This window comes from Paenirhizobium naphthalenivorans, from assembly GCF_007992095.1.
In the GTDB taxonomy this organism is placed as follows: domain Bacteria; phylum Pseudomonadota; class Alphaproteobacteria; order Rhizobiales; family Rhizobiaceae; genus Allorhizobium; species Allorhizobium naphthalenivorans.
In genome coordinates this window covers 33,989-52,547 of the sequence record NZ_BJZP01000021.1, presented here as the reverse complement: position 1 = coordinate 52,547, position 18,559 = coordinate 33,989, and the positions used below count along the sequence as shown (strand labels likewise).

The window sequence follows — 18,559 nt, the reverse complement described above, 5'->3', positions numbered from 1 at the left end:
TATCCACGGGATATGCGGATCCCGCATTTGGAACTTGCTTCAAACCTCTTATAGTTCATTCGCTTGAAGCCGGTGATTCGAGGATCCGGCCTTTTGAAGATTTGACTGGAAAGATTGCTGAATGACCGACACACCGATCGCCGAGAATGCTGCACAAGCAGAATATGGTGCGGATTCGATCAAGGTGCTGAAGGGGCTGGACGCCGTCCGTAAGCGCCCCGGCATGTATATCGGTGACACCGACGATGGTTCCGGTCTTCATCATATGGTTTATGAAGTCGTCGACAATGCGATCGATGAGGCGCTGGCTGGTCATGCGGATATCGTCACCGTGACGCTCAATGCCGACGGGTCGGTCACCGTTACCGATAACGGTCGCGGTATTCCGACGGATATACACACGGGCGAGGGCGTTTCGGCGGCCGAAGTCATCATGACGCAGCTCCATGCCGGCGGCAAATTCGACCAGAATTCCTACAAGGTATCCGGTGGTCTGCACGGTGTTGGCGTTTCGGTCGTCAATGCACTTTCCGTCAAGCTGAAGCTGAGGATCCGCCGCTCCGGGAAAGTCCATGAAATCAACTTTACGCACGGCGTTGCCGATGCGCCGCTCGCTGTCGTCGGTGACTATGATGGCCGTTCGGGCACGGAAGTGACCTTCCTGCCGAGTCCCGAGACTTTTACCAACATCGAGTTCGATTATGGCACGCTCGAGCACCGGCTGCGCGAACTCGCCTTCCTCAATTCCGGTGTGCACATTCTGTTGACCGACAAGCGACGGTCCGACATTCGTCAGGAAGAAATGGTCTATGATGGCGGGCTTGAGGCCTTTGTCGCCTATCTCGACCGGGCAAAAAAGCCGCTCGTCGAAAAGCCTGTCTCGATCCGAGGCGAGAAGGACGGCATTACCGTCGAAGTCGCCATGTGGTGGAACGACAGCTATCACGAGAACGTGCTGTGCTTCACCAACAACATTCCGCAGCGCGACGGCGGCACGCATATGGCGGGCTTCCGGGCGGCATTGACCCGCCAGATCACCTCCTATGCCGATAGCTCCGGCATCACCAAGAAGGAGAAGGTCAGCCTCACAGGCGACGACTGCCGTGAAGGCCTGACGGCGGTGCTCTCGGTCAAGGTGCCGGATCCGAAGTTCTCGTCGCAGACGAAGGACAAGCTCGTTTCCTCGGAGGTTCGTCCCGTCGTCGAAAGCCTGGTGAATGAAGCGCTGAGTTCCTGGCTGGAAGAGCATCCGTCGGATGCTAAGATCCTTGTTGGCAAGGTGGTTGAAGCCGCTGCCGCGCGCGAGGCCGCGCGGCGCGCCCGTGAACTGACGCGTCGCAAGGGCGTTCTCGACATTGCCTCGCTGCCCGGCAAGCTCGCAGACTGCTCCGAGCGCGACCCGTCGAAATCCGAACTCTTCCTCGTCGAGGGTGACTCCGCTGGCGGCTCGGCCAAGCAGGGGCGCTCGCGCGAAACCCAGGCCATCTTGCCGCTTCGCGGCAAAATCCTGAACGTGGAACGAGCCCGCTTCGACCGCATGCTGTCGAGCCAGGAAATCGGCACTCTGATCACTGCCCTTGGAACATCCATCGGCAAGGACGAGTTCAACGCCGACAAGCTGCGCTATCACAAGATCATCATCATGACCGACGCTGACGTCGACGGCGCGCATATTCGGACCCTGCTGTTGACCTTCTTCTTCCGTCAGATGCCGGAACTGATCGAGCGCGGGCATATCTATATCGCCCAGCCGCCACTCTATAAGGTGGCTCGTGGCAAGTCTGTGCAATATCTGAAGGATGAGAAGGCTCTCGAAGAATACCTGATCTCCATGGGCCTTGAGGATACGATGCTTACCCTCGGTCATGGCGAAGTGCGTGCCGGCCAGGACCTGCGCGAAGTCATTCAGGACGCACTGCGGCTGCGTTCGCTGATTGATAACCTGCATTCGCGCTATAATCGCAATGTCGTTGAACAGGCTGCCATTTGCGGCGCGCTCAATCCCGAGCTCACGGGCAACCACGATCAGGCCGAAGCGACTGCGGCCGAGGTGGCCAAGCGCCTTGACCTCATCGCCGAAGAGACCGAACGCGGCTGGACCGGTCATGTGACCGAAGAGGGGGGCCTGCGCTTCGAGCGTATGGTGCGCGGGGTCAAGGAAACCGCAAACCTCGACAATGCCCTTATCGGTTCGGCTGACGCCCGCCATATCGATCAGATGGCGACACGTCTGCATGATATCTACGGTATCCCGCCGGTCTTGCAGCGTAAGGAAGACAAGAGCGAGATTTCCGGACCGCGCGCGCTTCTGGCGTCAATCTTCGCGGTTGGCCGCAAGGGCCTGACGATGCAGCGCTATAAAGGTCTTGGCGAGATGAATGCCGAGCAGTTGTGGGAAACCACGCTTGATCCCAACGTCCGCTCTCTTCTGCAGGTCCGGGTCAACGACGCGACGGATGCCGATGGCCTGTTCTCCCGCCTGATGGGTGATGAGGTCGAGCCGCGTCGTGAGTTCATCCAGGAGAATGCGCTGAGCGTCGCCAACCTCGATATTTGATGAGGTTGTTTCACGTGAATCCGGCTAAGGAGTGATTCACGTGAAACACTTCGTTAACCTGGACGATCAGCCGACCGGAAAGCCGCGGGCAAAGGCGACATCAGCGAGCTTTTTCCGCCCGTTCGGCATTTCTCTGGCCTTGAGGTGATCCGGTAGACCGGCCGGGTCGGCGCGCTTGCCGATGGCCACTGCAGCCTCGGCATGGAAGCCGACCGGCGCGCCGAGCACCTTGATCGCCTCGTCGAAGTCGACACCGGCCATGGCGTGGGCGAGATAACCCGAGCGAAGTGCCTGTAGCGACATCATTGCCCAGGCCGCCCCCGTGTCGAAGCTGTGACTGCGCATCAGCCTGGGCTCTGACCCGTCATGCCTGCGGCTCAGCGTATCGGAAAAAAGAAAGACCAGCGCGGAGGCAGATTTTGCCCAGACCTGGTTTGATTCATTCAGCAGACCGACGAAGCGGTCCCATTCAGGCTCGCTGTTCAACGCATAGACAAAGCGCCATGGCTGGTAGTTGTTAGCCGAAGGCGCCCAGTGTGCAGCCTCGAGAATGGTCAACAGCACCGTTTCGTCCATTGCCTCACCGGTAAACGCGCGCGGTGACCAACGATCGAGAAAGATCGGGTCGATATCGAATTCGGAAGTGCGACTATTGCTGGTGGTCATGGGGACAAGAGCTCCGGATCAAAGACATAGGTTAGGTCTGTGGGATAAGTGAGTGCGACGAGATTAGATATAGGTCGAGCATTTGCTTGCAAGGTGTAGCACCTGTCCTTGCCGCCATCGAATGCAAGGAGCAGCAGCGTTAACCAGCTTCGCCCGTGGAACTTTAACGCCTTCGTGTAATTGTCGGGATGACGACTATCATAGCCTACCCCCAAGATAGCAGGGGGAGGGTACCAACAAAGCGGTTCCTAATTAACCAAACTCTGCTAGTTTTGCAGACCCACGGAAAAACCGCGCGACGCGGAAACCAAAAGGCGGCGAGATTTCATGTTCTACCAGCTCTATGAAATGAACCATGCGGCAATGGCGCCCTTCCGGGCCACAGCCGATGCCATGCGGCTCGCCTACAGCAATCCTCTCAATCCCCTGACCCATACGGTCATGGGTCGGACGCTCGCTGCTGGATTCGAAGTTTTCGAGCGCGTCACACGCCGTTATGGCAAGCCGGAGTTCGGCCTTGCCACGACGACCGTAGACGGCCAGACGGTTGCCGTACGGGAAGAGATCGTCTGGCAGAAACCGTTCTGCAATTTGATCCATTTCAACCGGGACCTGCCGGCCGGTTCGGCACCCGGACCGCGCATCCTGATCGTCGCCCCGATGTCGGGCCATTATGCGACGCTGTTGCGTGGCACCGTGGAAGCGTTGATGCAGGGTGCCGACGTTTACATTACGGACTGGGTCGACGCCCGCATGGTGCCAGTGACCGACGGTGATTTCGATCTCGACGATTACATCGATTACGTGATCGACATGGTCCACCATCTGGGTGCCGACACACATCTGGTTGCCGTCTGTCAGCCGGCTGTGCCGGTTCTGGCCGCTGTTGCAGTCATGGAGGCCAACAATGACCCGCTCTATCCGTCATCCATGACGCTGATGGGTGGCCCGATCGACACGAGGATCAACCCGACCGCAGTCAACGAACTCGCCCAGAACAAGCCGCTCGACTGGTTCAGGGACAATGTCATCATGAACGTTCCTTGGCCACAGCCGGGCGTCATGCGTTCCGTCTATCCGGGTTTCCTGCAACTGTCGGGCTTCATGTCGATGAACCTCGATCGGCACATGATCGCCCACAAGGATTTCTACATGCACCTCGTCAAGAATGACGGGGATTCGGCTGAGAAGCACCGCGACTTCTATGACGAGTATCTGGCGGTCATGGACCTCACCGCCGAGTTCTACCTGCAGACGGTCGATACCGTGTTCATCAAGCACTCTCTTCCAAAGGGCGAAATGATGCATCGCGGCAAGCTGGTCGACACCAAGGCGATCCGCAATGTCGCGCTACTCACTGTGGAGGGCGAAAACGACGACATTTCCGGCATCGGCCAGACACAGGCGGCCCAGACCATCTGCCCGAATATCCCGGACGAAAAACGGATGCACTATTTGCAGCCGGATGTCGGTCACTATGGCGTATTCAACGGTTCGCGCTTCCGCAAGGAAATCGCCCCGCGCATCATCGCCTTCGCCACACAGCAGAGCCGCAGCGTGAAGCAGAGCCGGGTCAAGCGTGTCATCAAGGGCGGCAAGTCCGCTTGATGTGCTCACGTTTTTCGTGAAGGTTTCAGTATATTAGCCGATTGCCAAAATGCTCTCCTTGAACGCAAGGGGAGCGTTTCCCACATCGATTTCATCGGACGGCATATCGCCCCCGATGAAAGCGAGGGTAATTGATGATGAACCAGTCAGCACTGCTTCGGCCGGATTGGACGCCGGCGACCGTTGCCTTGATGGTGCTCGGCTTCATGGTGTTCTGGCCCCTGGGCCTGGCCATGCTGGCCTATATTGTCTTTGGTGATCGTTTCGCCGCTTTCAAGCGGAACGCCAATCAGACGGCCGACGGCATCTTCGCTAAGTGCCGGCACAGCGGATTCCGCGGCGCTCATTTCTCTACCGGCAATGGCGCCTTCGACGATTGGCGCAAGACGGAACTTGATCGCCTTGAAGAGGAACGTCGTAAGCTCGACGAGATGCGTGCCGATTTCGACCGCTATGTCCGCGAACTGCGCCGCGCCAAGGATCAGGAGGAATTCGATCGCTTCATGCGTGGCCGTTCGACCGAGCGCCGCAGCGACAACGCTGCTTCCGGCGCGACCGGCGTCTGATCCTTATCGAGAGCAATCGGCCGGCACCTTGGCGTGCCGGCTTTTTTATGCGCGTAATGTCCGAATCGGCTAAGACGAAGTCATGTTTTCATTCTTGCAAAAGCCAGCCCGGTCAAAGGCACCGGCCACATCGAGCCGCGTGCTCGAGGTGAGCGGTCGCGAGATGCCGCTGGCGATCCGCAGCAACCCGCGCGCCACCCGCATCACGCTGCGCATCGAGCCGGGCGGCAGGGGGCTGAAGATGACGATCCCGCCCGGTCTGCGGGAACGCGAGATCGCCGATTTTCTCGAGCGCCATCGTGGCTGGCTCGAAGTGAAGCTTGCCAAGTTTTCGAGTGACAAACGGCTCGCCGATGGTGGCGAAATACTGCTCCGGGGCGTTCCTCACCGCATCATCCATTCCGGCCGGCTGCGCGGTCTGACTGAAGCGATCGATTCCGAGATTGGTCCAGTGCTGAGCGTAAGCGGCATGGAAGAGCATCTCGGTCGTCGCATCGGTGATTTCCTCAAGAAGGAAGCCCGGCATGATCTCGAGCTGCTGGTCGACGGACATGCAAAGGCTGTCGGTAAGTCCTTCAGGTCACTGACGATGAAGGATACCCGCAGCCGCTGGGGCTCCTGTTCCTGGGATGGCAAGCTGAGTTTCTCCTGGCGCATTGTCATGGCGCCCCCGCCGGTGATCGACTACCTTGCGGCCCATGAGGTCGCGCACCTGCAGGAGATGAACCACGGACCGGCTTTCTGGGCGCTTTGCCGCGACCTTTGTCCCCATATGGAGACGGCTAAGGCCTGGCTGAAGCGGCATGGCACCCAGTTGCATGCCGTCGACTTCGATTGATCGTCGGCGCGGCGAACAGCTTGCGTAGCAAATTGGCTCGACTCTTTTGCATTTTCGTGCGACTTCGGCTGCCATGATACCCGATATAAAGATCTGCGGATTGAAGACGCCGGAGGCGGTGGATCGTGCCGTCGAGCGTGGGGCCACCCATGTCGGCTTCATTTTCTTTGAAAAGAGCCCGCGCAATATCGAACCGGACTTGGCCGGGCACCTAGCCGACCGGGTGAGGGGACGCGCCAAGATCGTCGCCGTTACCGTAGATGCCGACAACGACGAGCTCGACGAGATCATCGCGTTGGTTCGGCCAGACATCCTGCAGTTCCATGGCAAGGAGAGCCCAGAACGGGTGCTGACCGTCAAGGCGGTGAGCGGGCTGCCGGTGATGAAGGCGTTTTCCATCCGCGAGCCCGATGACCTGAAGCGGATCGAGCCCTATATCGGTATCGCGGATCGGTTCTTGTTCGACGCCAAGCCGCCAGCTGGTTCCGATCTGCCGGGCGGCAACGGAGTATCGTTCGACTGGTGCGTTTTGCAGACGCTTGACGACAGTGTCGATTACATGCTTTCCGGTGGCCTCAATAGGGACAATATCGCCGCCGCGCTCCGCGAAACCGGGGCGCGAGGTATCGATGTATCGTCCGGCGTGGAGAGCGCACCGGGCGTCAAGGATCTGGACAAGATGGACGAGTTTTTCGCGGCAGTCGAACGGGCTTCGGCCCGCGAGCCGGTTTCAGGGAGCGCACAGTGAACGAGACACCCAGACCCAACTCCTTCCGCGAAGGACCCGATGAGGACGGCCTGTTCGGCATTTTCGGCGGACGTTTCGTCGCGGAGACGCTGATGCCACTCATCCTCGAACTTCAGGACGAGTGGGAGAAGGCGAAGACCGATGCCGAGTTCCAGGCCGAACTTGCCCATCTGAATACCCATTATACCGGCCGTCCGAGCCCGCTCTATTTCGCCGAGCGGCTGACGGAAGAGCTGGGTGGCGCGAAAATATACTTCAAGCGCGATGAGCTGAACCATACCGGCAGCCACAAGATCAACAATTGCCTCGGTCAGATCCTGCTCGCCAAGCGCATGGGCAAGACCCGCATCATCGCCGAGACCGGTGCCGGCCAGCACGGGGTCGCCTCGGCGACCGTTGCCGCGCGCTTCGGCATCCCTTGCGTCGTCTACATGGGCGCGACCGACGTGGAGCGCCAGGCGCCGAACGTCTTCCGCATGAAGCTTCTCGGCGCCGAAGTGCGGCCGGTGACCTCCGGCCACGGCACGCTGAAGGACGCGATGAACGAGGCGCTGCGCGACTGGGTCACCAATGTCGACGACACCTATTACATGATCGGCACCGCTGCCGGTCCACACCCCTATCCGGAAATGGTCCGTGACTTCCAGTCGGTGATCGGACGCGAAACCCGGGAACAGATGATGGCGGCCGAAGGCCGGCTGCCGGACATGCTGGTGGCGGCCGTCGGTGGCGGGTCCAACGCCATCGGCCTGTTCCACCCCTTCCTCGACGACGCGTCGGTCAAGATCGTCGGCGTCGAAGCCGGCGGCAAGGGTCTCGACGGCGAAGAGCATTGCGCCTCGCTGACGGCCGGTTCGCCGGGCGTTCTGCATGGCAACCGCACCTATCTGTTGCAGGACGGCGACGGGCAGATCAAGGAAGGCCATTCGATCTCGGCCGGCCTCGACTATCCGGGCATCGGTCCGGAGCATTCCTGGCTGAAAGATCAGGGCCGCGTCGAATACGTGCCGATCATGGACACCGAGGCGCTGGCGGCCTTCCAGATGCTGACCCGCACCGAGGGCATCATTCCCGCGCTGGAACCGAGCCATGCGCTGGCCGAAGTCATCAAGCGCGCGCCGAAGATGGACAAGGACCAGATCATCGTGATGAATCTCTGTGGCCGCGGCGACAAGGATATCTTCACCGTCGGCAAGATTCTGGGTATGGGGCTCTGACATGACCGCTCGTATGGACAAGAAATTCGCCGCACTGAAGGCTGAGGGCCGGCCGGCGCTCGTCACCTATTTCATGGGTGGCGATCCAGATTACGAAACCTCGCTGAAAATCATGAAGGCGCTTCCCGCAGCCGGTGCCGATGTTATCGAGCTTGGCGCACCGTTTTCCGACCCGATGGCCGATGGCCCGGCCATCCAGATGGCAGGCCAGCGTGCGCTGAAGGGCGGCCAGACGATGAGAAAGACGCTGCAGATGGCCCGCGAGTTCCGCAAGGGCGATGACACAACCCCGATCGTGATCATGGGTTACTACAATCCCATCTACGTCTACGGCGTAGATCGTTTCCTCGAGGATGCGCTCGAAGCCGGTATCGACGGCCTTATCATTGTCGACCTGCCGGCCGAGATGGATAATGAGTTGTGCATCCCGGCGCGCGCCAAGGACATCAACTTCATTCGCCTCACCACGCCGACGACCGATGACAAGCGCCTGCCCAAGGTGCTGACCAACACGTCGGGTTTCGTCTACTATGTGTCGATGACCGGCATCACCGGTTCGGCCCTGCCTGATCCGTCGAAGATCGCCGGTGCCGTCCAGCGGATCAAGAGCCAGACCGATCTGCCCGTCTGCGTCGGTTTCGGTGTCAAGACCGCCGAACACGCGCGCCTGATCGGCGCCTCCGCCGATGGCGTGGTGGTCGGTACCGCGATCGTCAATCAGGTGGCGACCTCGCTCGACAAGGATGGCCACGCCTCCGCCGATACGGTGCAGGCAGTCGCCACCTTCGTTCGTGGTCTTTCGGCCGGCGTTCATGCCGCTCGCCTTGCCGCCGCCGAATAGTCTTCCCATATTGACTGGGACAGTCAGGAGTTAGTCAAGTGAACTGGATTACCAATTACGTGCGGCCGCGGATCAATTCCATGTTGGGCCGCCGCGAGGTTCCCGAGAATCTTTGGATCAAATGTCCCGAAACGGGCGAGATGGTCTTTCACAAGGATCTCGAGGAGAACAAGTGGGTGATCCCGGCCTCGGGCTATCACATGAAGATGCCGGCGAAGGCACGCTTGACCGATCTATTCGACGAGGGGCGCTATGAAGCCTTGCCGCAGCCGAAGGTGGCACAGGATCCGCTGAAGTTCCGCGATTCGAAGAAATACGCCGACCGCCTGAAGGACAGCCGCCTGAAGACAGAGCAGGAAGACACGATTCTCGCCGGCGTTGGCACGGTTGAAGGCGTCAAGCTGGTTGCCGTCGTTCATGAGTTTAACTTCATGGGTGGTTCGCTCGGGATTGCCGCCGGCGAGGCTATCGTCAAGGCGTTTGAACGTGCCATCGCGGAGAAGTGCCCGCTCGTCATGTTCCCCGCTTCTGGCGGGGCCCGCATGCAGGAAGGTATCCTTTCGCTGATGCAGTTGCCGCGTACCACGGTCGCGGTCGACATGCTCAAGGAAGCAGGCCTTCCCTATATCGTCGTGCTGACCAATCCGACCACCGGTGGCGTGACCGCATCCTATGCGATGTTAGGGGATCTCCACATTGCCGAGCCAGGCGCAGAGATCTGCTTTGCCGGCAAGCGGGTCATCGAGCAGACTATTCGCGAGAAGCTGCCGGAAGGCTTCCAGACCTCCGAATATCTGCTGGAACATGGCATGATAGACATGGTGGTCAAGCGCCATGATATTCCGTCGCTGCTCGCGCGGACTTTGAAGATCATGTTGAAGCGCCCGGTCGGCGTGGGCGCGACAGCAGCCGAGTCTGCCGTGCCTGAGAAGGCATCGGCCTAAGTCGCTTATCGGCCCTGGAACGCGAAGCAGCGGAATATTGTGAATATGGCCGACCCCGCCTTCAGCAAGGCAGAACAGGTGATCAACGAGCTCATGGGGTTGCACCCGAAGGGCTTTGATCTCTCCCTCACACGCATCCGTCGGCTACTGGAACTGCTGGGCAATCCGCAGGACCGGCTGCCACCGGTCATTCATGTGGCCGGCACCAACGGCAAGGGCTCGGTGACGGCCTTCTGCCGTGCGCTGCTCGAGGCGCAGGGCCTCAGCGTCCATGTCCACACGTCGCCCCATCTGGTCCGCTGGCACGAGCGTTACCGTATCGGCGTCAAGGGTGGGGCGGGGCAACTGGTTGAGGATACGGTTTTTGCCGATGCCTTACGGCGGGTCGCCATCGCCAATGGCGGTCAGCAGATTACCGTCTTTGAGATCCTGACGGCCGTGACTTTCCTGCTTTTTTCCGAACAGCCTGCCGACGTCGCTATCATCGAGGTCGGCCTCGGTGGTCGTTTCGACGCGACCAATGTCATCGAGACGCCGGCCGTCTCGGTGATCATGCCGATCTCTCTCGACCACCAGCCCTATCTCGGAGACCGGGTCGAACTGATCGCCGCTGAAAAGGCGGGAATTATGAAGCGCGGCCAACCAGTGGTGATCGGTCAGCAGGAATATGACTCGGCCCGTGAGGTGCTGGTTACAACGGCTGAGCGTCTTGGCTGTCCGCTGGCTGTCTTTGGTCAGGATTTCGGTGCTCACGAGGAATTCGGTCGGCTTGTCTATCAGGACGAATTCGGCCTGATGGATCTGCCGCTGCCGCGGCTGCCGGGGCGGCATCAGTATGGCAACGCGGCGGCAGCGATTCGCGCGGTCAAGGCCGCCGGCTTCGAGGTGACTGCAGCCATGGCGGAAAAAGCGATGAATTCGGTTGAATGGCCAGGTCGCCTGCAGCGGCTGACCGAAGGCAATCTGATTGCCTTCGCGCCGTCGGGCGCGGAGATTTGGGTCGACGGCGGGCACAATCCGGGCGCGGGTGAAGTAATCGCCGAGGCCATGGCCGGTTTCGAAGAGCGTCAGTCGCGGCCGCTCTACCTGATCACCGGGATGATCAATACCAAGGACCCGGTTGGCTATTTCCGCGCGTTTGCCGATATTGCCCAGGACGTATTCACGGTGCCAATCCGTGGCACGGACGCGGCGCTTGATCCCGTCGCTCTGGCTCATGCCGCCTTCGAGGCCGGGTTGGTGGCCGCTCCGATGGAATCGGTTGCCGAGGCGCTTCAGGAGATCGCCGAGCGGATCGATCCGGACGCCGCCCCGCCCCGTATCCTGATCGGCGGCTCGCTCTATCTCGTCGGCAATGTCCTAGCCGATAACGGTACACCGCCCAAATAAGAAAAAGCCGGGCTCAAGCCCGGCTTTCTTGCATGTAACCGACGAGGCCGATCACGCTGCGCTGGAAATCCAGCTCGAAAGAGCGGTCTTCGGCGCCGCGCCGACCTTGATGTCGGCCACTTCGCCGCCCTTGAACATGGCAAGGGTCGGGATTGAGCGAACGCCGAACTTGGCGGCGATTTCCGGGTTCTCGTCAATATTGACCTTGACGACCTTGACCTTGCCGGCCAGCTCGTTGGAGATTTCTTCGAGACTCGGGGCGATCATCTTGCACGGACCGCACCATTCGGCCCAGAAGTCCACGACCACGGGCTCGGCCGAATCGAGGACTTCAGCCTGAAAATTGGAATTATCGACTTTTACCGTAGCCATGAGTTGCTCCTTTACCGGTAACGGTTTCAGCTAGATATGTGATGTGAACCAGCCGCAATTTCAATATGCGGTATCTCATGATGCCTTGAGCGCGGCAAGGGACTGCGACAGGGTATCCTCGTCAAGGCTCAGAACAGTGCCCGCCTCCGTGTAGACGAGAAGGCAGTCGAATTGGCGGTCCGGATAGAGCGGCCGCAGGATCTCGCGATAGATCGCCAGCTGCGCACGATGTGACAGCGGGGCGTCTGCGGGGCTGCGCGGCGAGGAGCGATTGGTCTTGTAGTCCACCAGCATCACTCGTTCATCGACCACGGCCATGCGGTCGATCCGGCCGGAAACGGCACGCTCCTCCCCGTTTAGCAGGAAACTGCCCATCACCGAGACCTCCGCCTGGCCGTCGTCCGAGAAGATGGCTTCGAGGTCGGGGTGCTCAAGCACCGCCATGATTGTCTGGACAAGCTTCTCCCGTTCGGCGGCGGGCCAGAAGCGGGCTGCCCGCGCCGCATAGCGCCGGGCAGCAGCCTCGCGTTCGGGTGCTGCGATTAGGGGCAGCATCTGCAGCATCCGGTGCACGAGGCGACCTTTTTGCAGGGCGATGCCGGCCGATTCCCGTTCTGCGAAGAGGGGAGAAGTCACCAGCGCGTCGTCGGCCTCGTCGATGATTATCGCACCGGCGCCCGAGGGGCTGAGCGGTCGCGGCAGGCCGGGGGTTGCCGGAAGAGGCGTGAGAAGCGCATCCGGCAAGACATCGTCGCGCGTCTCGGCGGATCTTTCGGCCTCGCTGTCAAAGTCCCTTGCCGGATCGGCAAGACGCCAGGCAAGGCCTTCCCATGTGCCGTCCGGGCTGGAATATTCGACCTCGCGGCAAGTGTCTGCCTTGGCACGCAAAGCGTCGGCGATCATCTGATGCCAGATTTCACCGGGTTCGCGCACTCCGCGGTAGCCGCAAATGATCAGGCGATCGGCGGCGCGCGTCATCGCTACGTAGAGCAGGCGGCGATACTCTTCCTCCGCCATCTGCCGACGCCGCTCGACATCAGCCTCGACCAGGGAGTTCGCCAGCGTCTTGTTCGGCACCCAAACGGGAAGCTGTGGTAGATCGTCGCGGGCCTCGATCAGGCGAAACTTGGCGAGATGGCTGTGGTTGAAGGGCTTCCCCCCGCCATCGACCAGGAAGACGATCGGTGCTTCCAGTCCTTTCGAGGCATGCACTGTCATGATGCGCACCTCGTCACGATCCTTGTCCTGTTCGCGCTTCACCTCGGGTGCTTCTGTCTCAAGGGTGGAGACAAAGGCCTGCAAGCCGGGAAGGCCGGCTGTCTCGAAGGCCAGCGCAAAACTCAGGAACTCGTCGAGGATGTCGCTCACCTCGCTGCCCAGGCGAGCAAGATAGGCGCGGCGGCCACCATGAACACCGAGAACGCGGGCATAGAAATCATGCACAGGCAGCCCCTGGGACAGACGGAAAAACGCGTCAAGCTGACTGACCGTTTCGCGCCATTGGTGCGGAGCGTCTTCGGCGGCGGCGCGCATATGGTCCCAAAGACCGCAGTTTGCGGGCCGATTGGCAGCCAGTTCGAAGAGGTCTTCCTCGCTGTGGTTGAACAGCGGGCTCTTCAGAAGCGCCGCGAGCGAGAGATCGTCAGCGGGCAGGAGAACGAAGCGGCCGAGTGCCAGCAGATCCTGCACGGCGATATGCGAGGTGAGCTTCAGCCGGTCGGCACCGGCGACCGGGATATTGTTGCGTCGCTTCAGCGCACGTGTGAGGGCATTGACGAAGCTGTCGCGTTTGCGCACCAGGACGAGAATGTCGCCGGCCCGGATCGGCCTGCGCTTGCCTTTCTCGACGATGGTTTCCTTGCCGATCAGCTGCTCGACGGTGAAGGCGATCCGCCGTGCAAGGATAGCTGAGGGTGCGCTCTCGGGCGTCGCGTCAAAGGGGGCCGTCCAGTCTTCCGTCTTGGCTGCAGGTTCCGCCGCGATCATGTTCCACAGATCGACCGTGCCGGGGTGTCCAAGCCGGCTGGACATGTGCACCACGTCTTCGCCACGGGCGCTGAGACCTCTCGCGTTACTCTCAACGGAGAAGACCTGGTCGACGGCGGAGAGAACCGCGGACGTCGAACGGAAGGAGAGCGGCAGGCGGACCTCGCTGAAGATCTGGCTTCCCGCTGCCACGGCGCGCGCCGTGGCTAAGGCCTCTTCGGAAAAACGCTCCGGCCGGGCGCCTTGGAAAGAATAGATGGACTGCTTTTCGTCGCCGACAGCAAAGAAGGTGCGCGTCAGGCTACGGGCGCTCTCGCCGGAGAAGAAATCCTCGCGCAACGAGCGGATGACCGACCATTGCACCGGGCTGGTATCCTGCGCTTCATCGACGAGAATATGGTCGATGCCCTGGTCGAGCTTGTAATGCACCCAGGGGCCGACGTCGCTGCGCAGCAGCAATTCGGCCGTGCGCACGATCAGATCCTCGAAATCGAGCTGGCTGCGCTTCTTCTTCAGCTCCTCGTAGTCGTCGTCGAGCCGAGCGGCGAGCGTTAGCGCCGCCAGGGTCGCCTGATACATGCGGAACAGGGCGAGCCGGTCTCGGAAGGCGACGAAGTGGTCGCGCGCTTCCAGCATGGCGTCGCGTAGATGCGCCGCCGCTTTGGTCATGGCGGCGGCGATCAGGGACGTGTCTGCCTTCGGCTTTCCCGACTTGGTCAAGAATGCGGCTTCCACCAGGCTGAGGCGCTTGCGCGAATCGATTTCATGCGCGGCGCTTTCCAGCAGATCGGCGACCTCCTGCACCGTCTTGCCGCCCTTGTCGCGCGCCAGAAGGATATAGGTCGTGAGCATCGCTCCATCGAGCGAGGGCAGGGGCCAGCTCTCTGCAAGCAGGCTGTCCTCCGTGTCATCCGCGCCAATGCCCAGCCCTTTGCGCAGCAGCGCATCCACGCCACCACCCGCTTCCGCGGCCCGGACAAAGGCGCGCATCGCATGCCGATTGGCGACGAGATCGCCAAGCAGTGTTTCAAGTCCGTTCTCGTCGGCAATGCTGAGGACCTGGGAAAAGGCATCGGCGAGAGTCGCGTCATCCTCGGACGAGGTCGCCGTCAGCAGCGAGCGGCGGGCTTCGGCAAGAACCGCATGGGCGGCACGGTCGTCGAGCACGGTGAAATGGCCCGCGACATTGGCCTCTAGCGGGAACTGATGTAGCAGCGCTTCGCAAAAGGCATGGATGGTCTGGATCTTCAGGCCACCCGGTGTTTCCAGCGCACGGGCGAACAGCCGCCGCGCTTCGGCGAGCTTGATCCGATCCGGCTGGAGACGCTCGATCGCATAAAGACGCTCGGCCAGTTTCTCGTCCGGCAACGTTGCCCATTCGGCGAGCCGCGAGAAGACGCGGTTAGACATTTCCGAGGCCGCAGCCTTGGTATAGGTCAGACAGAGGATCGAGGAGGGGCGGGCGCCAGCAAGCAGGAGGCGGATGACGCGTTGGGTCAGGACATGGGTTTTTCCAGATCCGGCATTGGCGGACACCCAGGCGGATCGCGCCGGGTCTGAGGCCACCGCCTGTTGCAGCGTTGTCCAGTCGAGCCAGACCGCCGGATCGTCGCCAGACGGCAACAGGCCATCATCAGTCGTCATTGGCGGGTTCCTCGCTGTCGGCAGTCGACCATTCCGCCACGCGGGCCAGATGGTCGTATTCGCCACCGAAATCATTTTGCTGGGCCGGAATCAGGCGCGAGACATAGCCGCGCTCGCCACTCCTCAGGGCTTCGACGAATCTCGCCAGCTCCTCGACAGACTGCTCGGCGAGGTCCACTGCCGATTTCTTGTTGTCGCCGCGACCGGTGAGTTCATTGTTCACCGGATCGACAATCAGGCTGTCGGCAGGCTTGAGGCGCACATAGAGAAGATTTTCAGGCGTCAGCCGGCCGGCATCCCGGAAAGCGCCGGCCATGAGGGCAGCGGCCTCAAGCGAAAGCTGCGGATCAAGCAGGCTGCGGGCCTGCGCCTGGCTGGGGCTGAGGCCGGTCTTGTAATCGATAATGTCGGCATGATTGGCACCCTTCAGGTCGATCCGGTCAGCCACACCGCTAAGGGTGATGCCGTTCGCCAGCTCGATTCGGCCGCGCGCCTCGGTGAAGGTCTTGCGGATCTCGGGTCGACGCTTGCGTTCCCACTCGATGAAGGCTCGGCCGACGCTGGCAAAACGCTGGCGCCATACGATGTCGATATGGATCGGCAGTCCTTCGGCATCAAACAGTTCGTCAACGATCTGTCGCATGACGGCTGGCGCCTCTGGGCCTGCCGGGTCATGGGCCTCGCTGACGAAGCGCTCGACGATCTTGTGGTAGAGCGTGCCGCGCTCGGCCGCACCCGGATCCTCGTTGAAGCCGTCGACTGGATCGAGACGCAGGATACGTCGGGCATAGAGCGCGTAGGGATCGCGCCGAAACCGGCCGACCTCGCTAAAGGAGAACTGAGTCGGCTGAAGCTCGGCTGGAGGCTTCGGGGCAGGGCGCTGGGCCGGAGCCTGACTCTCGGCGCGATCCAGAAGGGCCGCATAGTGCCGATAGAGATCACCGCGTGACTTCAGCTGACGCTCGAACTCGCTGCCGCAGAGCGCCACCAGCCGCTGCAACCAGCGGGACGCGACCGTTGGCGCCGACCCTTGACGCAAGGCGCGGGAATAAACGAGATGGCGGGTGCCACTCGCCATCTCGAAGTCATGCGCCAACTGGCCGATCCGCCGCTCGGGCGGCTCGAGCCCGATCTCCGCCTTCATCGTGCGCGACAGGAAGGGGTTGTTGGTTGTCTGTCCCGGCCATGAGCCTTCATTCAGCCCACCGATCACCAGCATGTCGACGTCTTGCAGCCGCGCTTCGAGTGTGCCGAAGACGAAAACGCGGGGATGGCGCATGGCACGTGGCTTGACCGCTGAACTCGCCGTCAGGGCCGAGAAGATGTCGATCCATTGTGGTCCGTCAGCCACGATCTCGCCATCGGTCGACATGATCTCGCCGAGCTGGTTTGCGAGCGTTTCGCCGGCCTCATCGGACCAGAGAGCCGACAGATCGCCGTGTTCGTCTGCGCAGACCATTTCCAGCACTCGGCCAGTGTGCTCCGCCCACTGGCCGAGTGGCAGCTTGTCGGTGAGAACGCGGTCATCGTCGATGCGCACGAGTGCGGAAACCAGCGGCTCGACGGAATTGGCAATCCGTGCGGCGAGATCGCGTGCCCTTTCAAGGGATTCCGGCGCCAGCGAAAGCCGCCACCGTGGTGCATGGCGGTCGGCGAGATGCTCCGCCAACCGCTGCTCGAATAGGGCGGGCAGAGTACTGAGATCGACCGCCTGAATGCCGCCGCGAAGGGCGATCATCTCCAGCGCGTCCGCAGCCTGGCGATAGCTTTGGGCACTCATACCGAAGCGCACCAGCGGATGCTTCAAGACTGATACGAGCGGGATTGGGTCTCCGGGACGCAGCGTGGCCTCAAGCAGGAGCTGGGTGAGGATGCCTTGCTGTGTGGCGCTGAAGGGCGTGCCGGCCGAATCGTCGGCGACGATGCCGAAGCGGGCAAGCTCGGCGGTTACCCGGCGGGCAAGGGCGCGGTCGGGGGTGATCAGCGCCACACGGCTTTCGTTGCCGTCGGCACCCGGACGTTCGAGCCCGAGACGCAGGGCAATGGCGATCGCAGTCGCCTCCTCCCGCTCGTTTGCCGCCTCGATCAGCGCCATATCAGCAAGGGCGGTCTGAAGCCGTGTATCGCCAAAACCCGCTCGCCATGCTTGCCAGCCGTCGGTCGCGCCGGCAGGCGCGAGCGCACGCGACAGTATCTCGGCGCGATCGGCGAGCGCATTGTTGGCGATGCCAAGGGTCTCGACGTCCGAGCGGTCAACCTGTAGTCGCTGCAGCAGCCGGTAGAGACCGTATTGCGGATGGCCGCGACTGGCCGGTTCGGCTGAGTGGCCGGCTTCCTGCTCGAGACCGACCTTCAGCCAGTCCTCCGGCGGCATGGTCATGTCAAGACCTGGCAGGACGATGACGCCCTGCGGGTGTTCGGCAATGGCGGCGATCAGGTCGGCGGCGGCCGGGATCGAACCAGTCGAGCCCGCGACGATCACCGGGTGGCCATGTTCGACCCCGGTAAGGCGCTGGGCCTCAGCTCTTAATCCCGCGTCGCGGTGACGGGCCGGCGATGAGCGCATCAACTCTTCCAGACGCGCGGGCCAGAAGGCGGTGGCGATTTTCAGGAACTCGACAGTCAGCTGCCACCAGGACGCAAAGTCGCGCGCATCCAGCTTGACGAGATCGGCCCAATCACAGCCCTCGGTCTCTACCGCGTCGATCAATTCGGACAGCGCGCGCGCCAGCCACACGGCGTCCGCCGGACTTGCCGGGGCGACGAGCGGCGTATCGGCATGGATGCTGCGCACGATCGCCGGGAGCTGGTTGCGCCAGGCAAGGATCAGCCGTGCCAGTTCTAGCAGCATGACGGTGCCGCTGACCGGTGGGGCTAGATCGATGAGGGCGGGCTGATCGGCCTCGAAGAAGCCGTTGTCCTCTTCCGTCTCGCCGAGTGGCCGGATGACCGGCAGGATGGCCGAGCGACCACCGAGCAGATCGACGAATTCCGAACGCAGAACGCGCGCCGCGCGCCGCGTGGGTACGAGGATCGTGACTTTGGCGAGCGATAGGGGATCGGCGGGATCGTAGCAGTAGCTGGGCGACAGGGTGCCGTCGAGGAGCCGCGCCGCCAGGATCTTCAGGAAGGGGAGCCCCGCCGGTATCGTCAGGACACGCGGTTGGTGGGTCCGAGCCATCC

Annotated in this window: 13 protein-coding genes; 9 read left to right on the top strand and 4 right to left on the bottom strand. The window is 61.7% G+C overall.

Annotated elements, in window-relative coordinates; genetic code table 11:
- Positions 1 to 121: 121 nt before the first annotated feature.
- Complete coding sequence (gene gyrB, locus RNA01_RS17565) at positions 122 to 2,557, top strand: DNA topoisomerase (ATP-hydrolyzing) subunit B (RefSeq protein ID WP_147181512.1); 2,436 nt, start codon at positions 122 to 124, stop codon at positions 2,555 to 2,557.
- 66 nt (positions 2,558 to 2,623) lie between these two features.
- Here the strand turns inward: gyrB and RNA01_RS17560 are convergent, their stop codons facing one another.
- Positions 2,624 to 3,223: a nitroreductase family protein gene (locus RNA01_RS17560; RefSeq protein WP_147181511.1), complete on the bottom strand. Its 600-nt coding sequence runs from the start codon at positions 3,221 to 3,223 to the stop codon at positions 2,624 to 2,626.
- Positions 3,224 to 3,550: 327 nt separating this feature from the next.
- Here RNA01_RS17560 and RNA01_RS17555 point away from each other — a divergent pair, with 327 nt between their 5' ends.
- The 8 genes from RNA01_RS17555 (at position 3,551) to RNA01_RS17520 (ending at position 11,374) form a co-directional block, all read left to right on the top strand.
- Positions 3,551 to 4,831, top strand: a complete 1,281-nt coding sequence (locus RNA01_RS17555; protein ID WP_147181510.1) for a polyhydroxyalkanoate depolymerase — start codon at positions 3,551 to 3,553, stop codon at positions 4,829 to 4,831.
- 137 nt (positions 4,832 to 4,968) lie between these two features.
- A complete protein-coding gene (locus RNA01_RS17550; protein ID WP_147181509.1) occupies positions 4,969 to 5,397 on the top strand; it encodes a DUF2852 domain-containing protein in 429 nt (142 codons plus the stop codon).
- Positions 5,398 to 5,479: 82 nt separating this feature from the next.
- Entirely contained in the window at positions 5,480 to 6,235 is a 756-nt protein-coding gene (locus tag RNA01_RS17545) for a M48 family metallopeptidase (protein WP_147181508.1), read from the top strand.
- Between the two features lie 73 nt (positions 6,236 to 6,308).
- The gene (locus RNA01_RS17540) at positions 6,309 to 6,983 is read left to right on the top strand and encodes a phosphoribosylanthranilate isomerase (RefSeq protein ID WP_147181507.1); all 675 of its coding nucleotides are present in this window, start codon (positions 6,309 to 6,311) and stop codon (positions 6,981 to 6,983) included.
- Complete coding sequence (gene trpB, locus RNA01_RS17535) at positions 6,980 to 8,200, top strand: tryptophan synthase subunit beta (RefSeq protein WP_147181506.1); 1,221 nt, start codon at positions 6,980 to 6,982, stop codon at positions 8,198 to 8,200. Before RNA01_RS17540 ends, trpB begins: the two co-directional genes overlap by 4 nt.
- Before the next feature lies 1 nt (position 8,201).
- Complete coding sequence (gene trpA, locus RNA01_RS17530) at positions 8,202 to 9,041, top strand: tryptophan synthase subunit alpha (RefSeq protein WP_147181505.1); 840 nt, start codon at positions 8,202 to 8,204, stop codon at positions 9,039 to 9,041.
- 38 nt (positions 9,042 to 9,079) lie between these two features.
- Positions 9,080 to 9,985: an acetyl-CoA carboxylase, carboxyltransferase subunit beta gene (accD, locus tag RNA01_RS17525; protein WP_147181504.1), complete on the top strand. Its 906-nt coding sequence runs from the start codon at positions 9,080 to 9,082 to the stop codon at positions 9,983 to 9,985.
- 45 nt (positions 9,986 to 10,030) lie between these two features.
- Positions 10,031 to 11,374, top strand: a complete 1,344-nt coding sequence (locus tag RNA01_RS17520) for a bifunctional folylpolyglutamate synthase/dihydrofolate synthase (RefSeq protein WP_235916740.1) — start codon at positions 10,031 to 10,033, stop codon at positions 11,372 to 11,374.
- 51 nt (positions 11,375 to 11,425) lie between these two features.
- On the opposite strand, the gene trxA is transcribed toward RNA01_RS17520, so the two are convergent.
- The 3 genes from trxA to addB all read right to left on the bottom strand — a co-directional run bounded on the left by trxA (position 11,426) and on the right by addB (position 18,557).
- Positions 11,426 to 11,746, bottom strand: coding sequence for a thioredoxin (gene trxA, locus RNA01_RS17515; protein WP_147181503.1), 321 nt, complete (start codon positions 11,744 to 11,746; stop codon positions 11,426 to 11,428).
- A 75-nt stretch (positions 11,747 to 11,821) separates the two neighbouring features.
- Positions 11,822 to 15,376, bottom strand: a complete 3,555-nt coding sequence (addA, locus tag RNA01_RS17510; protein ID WP_147181502.1) for a double-strand break repair helicase AddA — start codon at positions 15,374 to 15,376, stop codon at positions 11,822 to 11,824.
- A complete protein-coding gene (gene addB, locus RNA01_RS17505; protein WP_147181501.1) occupies positions 15,366 to 18,557 on the bottom strand; it encodes a double-strand break repair protein AddB in 3,192 nt (1,063 codons plus the stop codon). Before addB ends, addA begins: the two co-directional genes overlap by 11 nt.
- Positions 18,558 to 18,559 lie beyond the last annotated feature (2 nt).

Coding starts and splice junctions, on each gene's coding strand:
- gyrB (WP_147181512.1), top strand. CDS start 122: ATGACCGACACACCGATCGCCGAGAATGCTGCACAAGCAGAATATGGT.
- RNA01_RS17550 (WP_147181509.1), top strand. CDS start 4,969: ATGAACCAGTCAGCACTGCTTCGGCCGGATTGGACGCCGGCGACCGTT.
- addA (WP_147181502.1), bottom strand. CDS start 15,376: ATGACGACTGATGATGGCCTGTTGCCGTCTGGCGACGATCCGGCGGTC.
- addB (WP_147181501.1), bottom strand. CDS start 18,557: ATGGCTCGGACCCACCAACCGCGTGTCCTGACGATACCGGCGGGGCTC.
- RNA01_RS17540 (WP_147181507.1), top strand. CDS start 6,309: ATGATACCCGATATAAAGATCTGCGGATTGAAGACGCCGGAGGCGGTG.
- RNA01_RS17560 (WP_147181511.1), bottom strand. CDS start 3,223: ATGACCACCAGCAATAGTCGCACTTCCGAATTCGATATCGACCCGATC.
- trpA (WP_147181505.1), top strand. CDS start 8,202: ATGACCGCTCGTATGGACAAGAAATTCGCCGCACTGAAGGCTGAGGGC.
- RNA01_RS17545 (WP_147181508.1), top strand. CDS start 5,480: ATGTTTTCATTCTTGCAAAAGCCAGCCCGGTCAAAGGCACCGGCCACA.
- RNA01_RS17555 (WP_147181510.1), top strand. CDS start 3,551: ATGTTCTACCAGCTCTATGAAATGAACCATGCGGCAATGGCGCCCTTC.
- trxA (WP_147181503.1), bottom strand. CDS start 11,746: ATGGCTACGGTAAAAGTCGATAATTCCAATTTTCAGGCTGAAGTCCTC.
- RNA01_RS17520 (WP_235916740.1), top strand. CDS start 10,031: ATGGCCGACCCCGCCTTCAGCAAGGCAGAACAGGTGATCAACGAGCTC.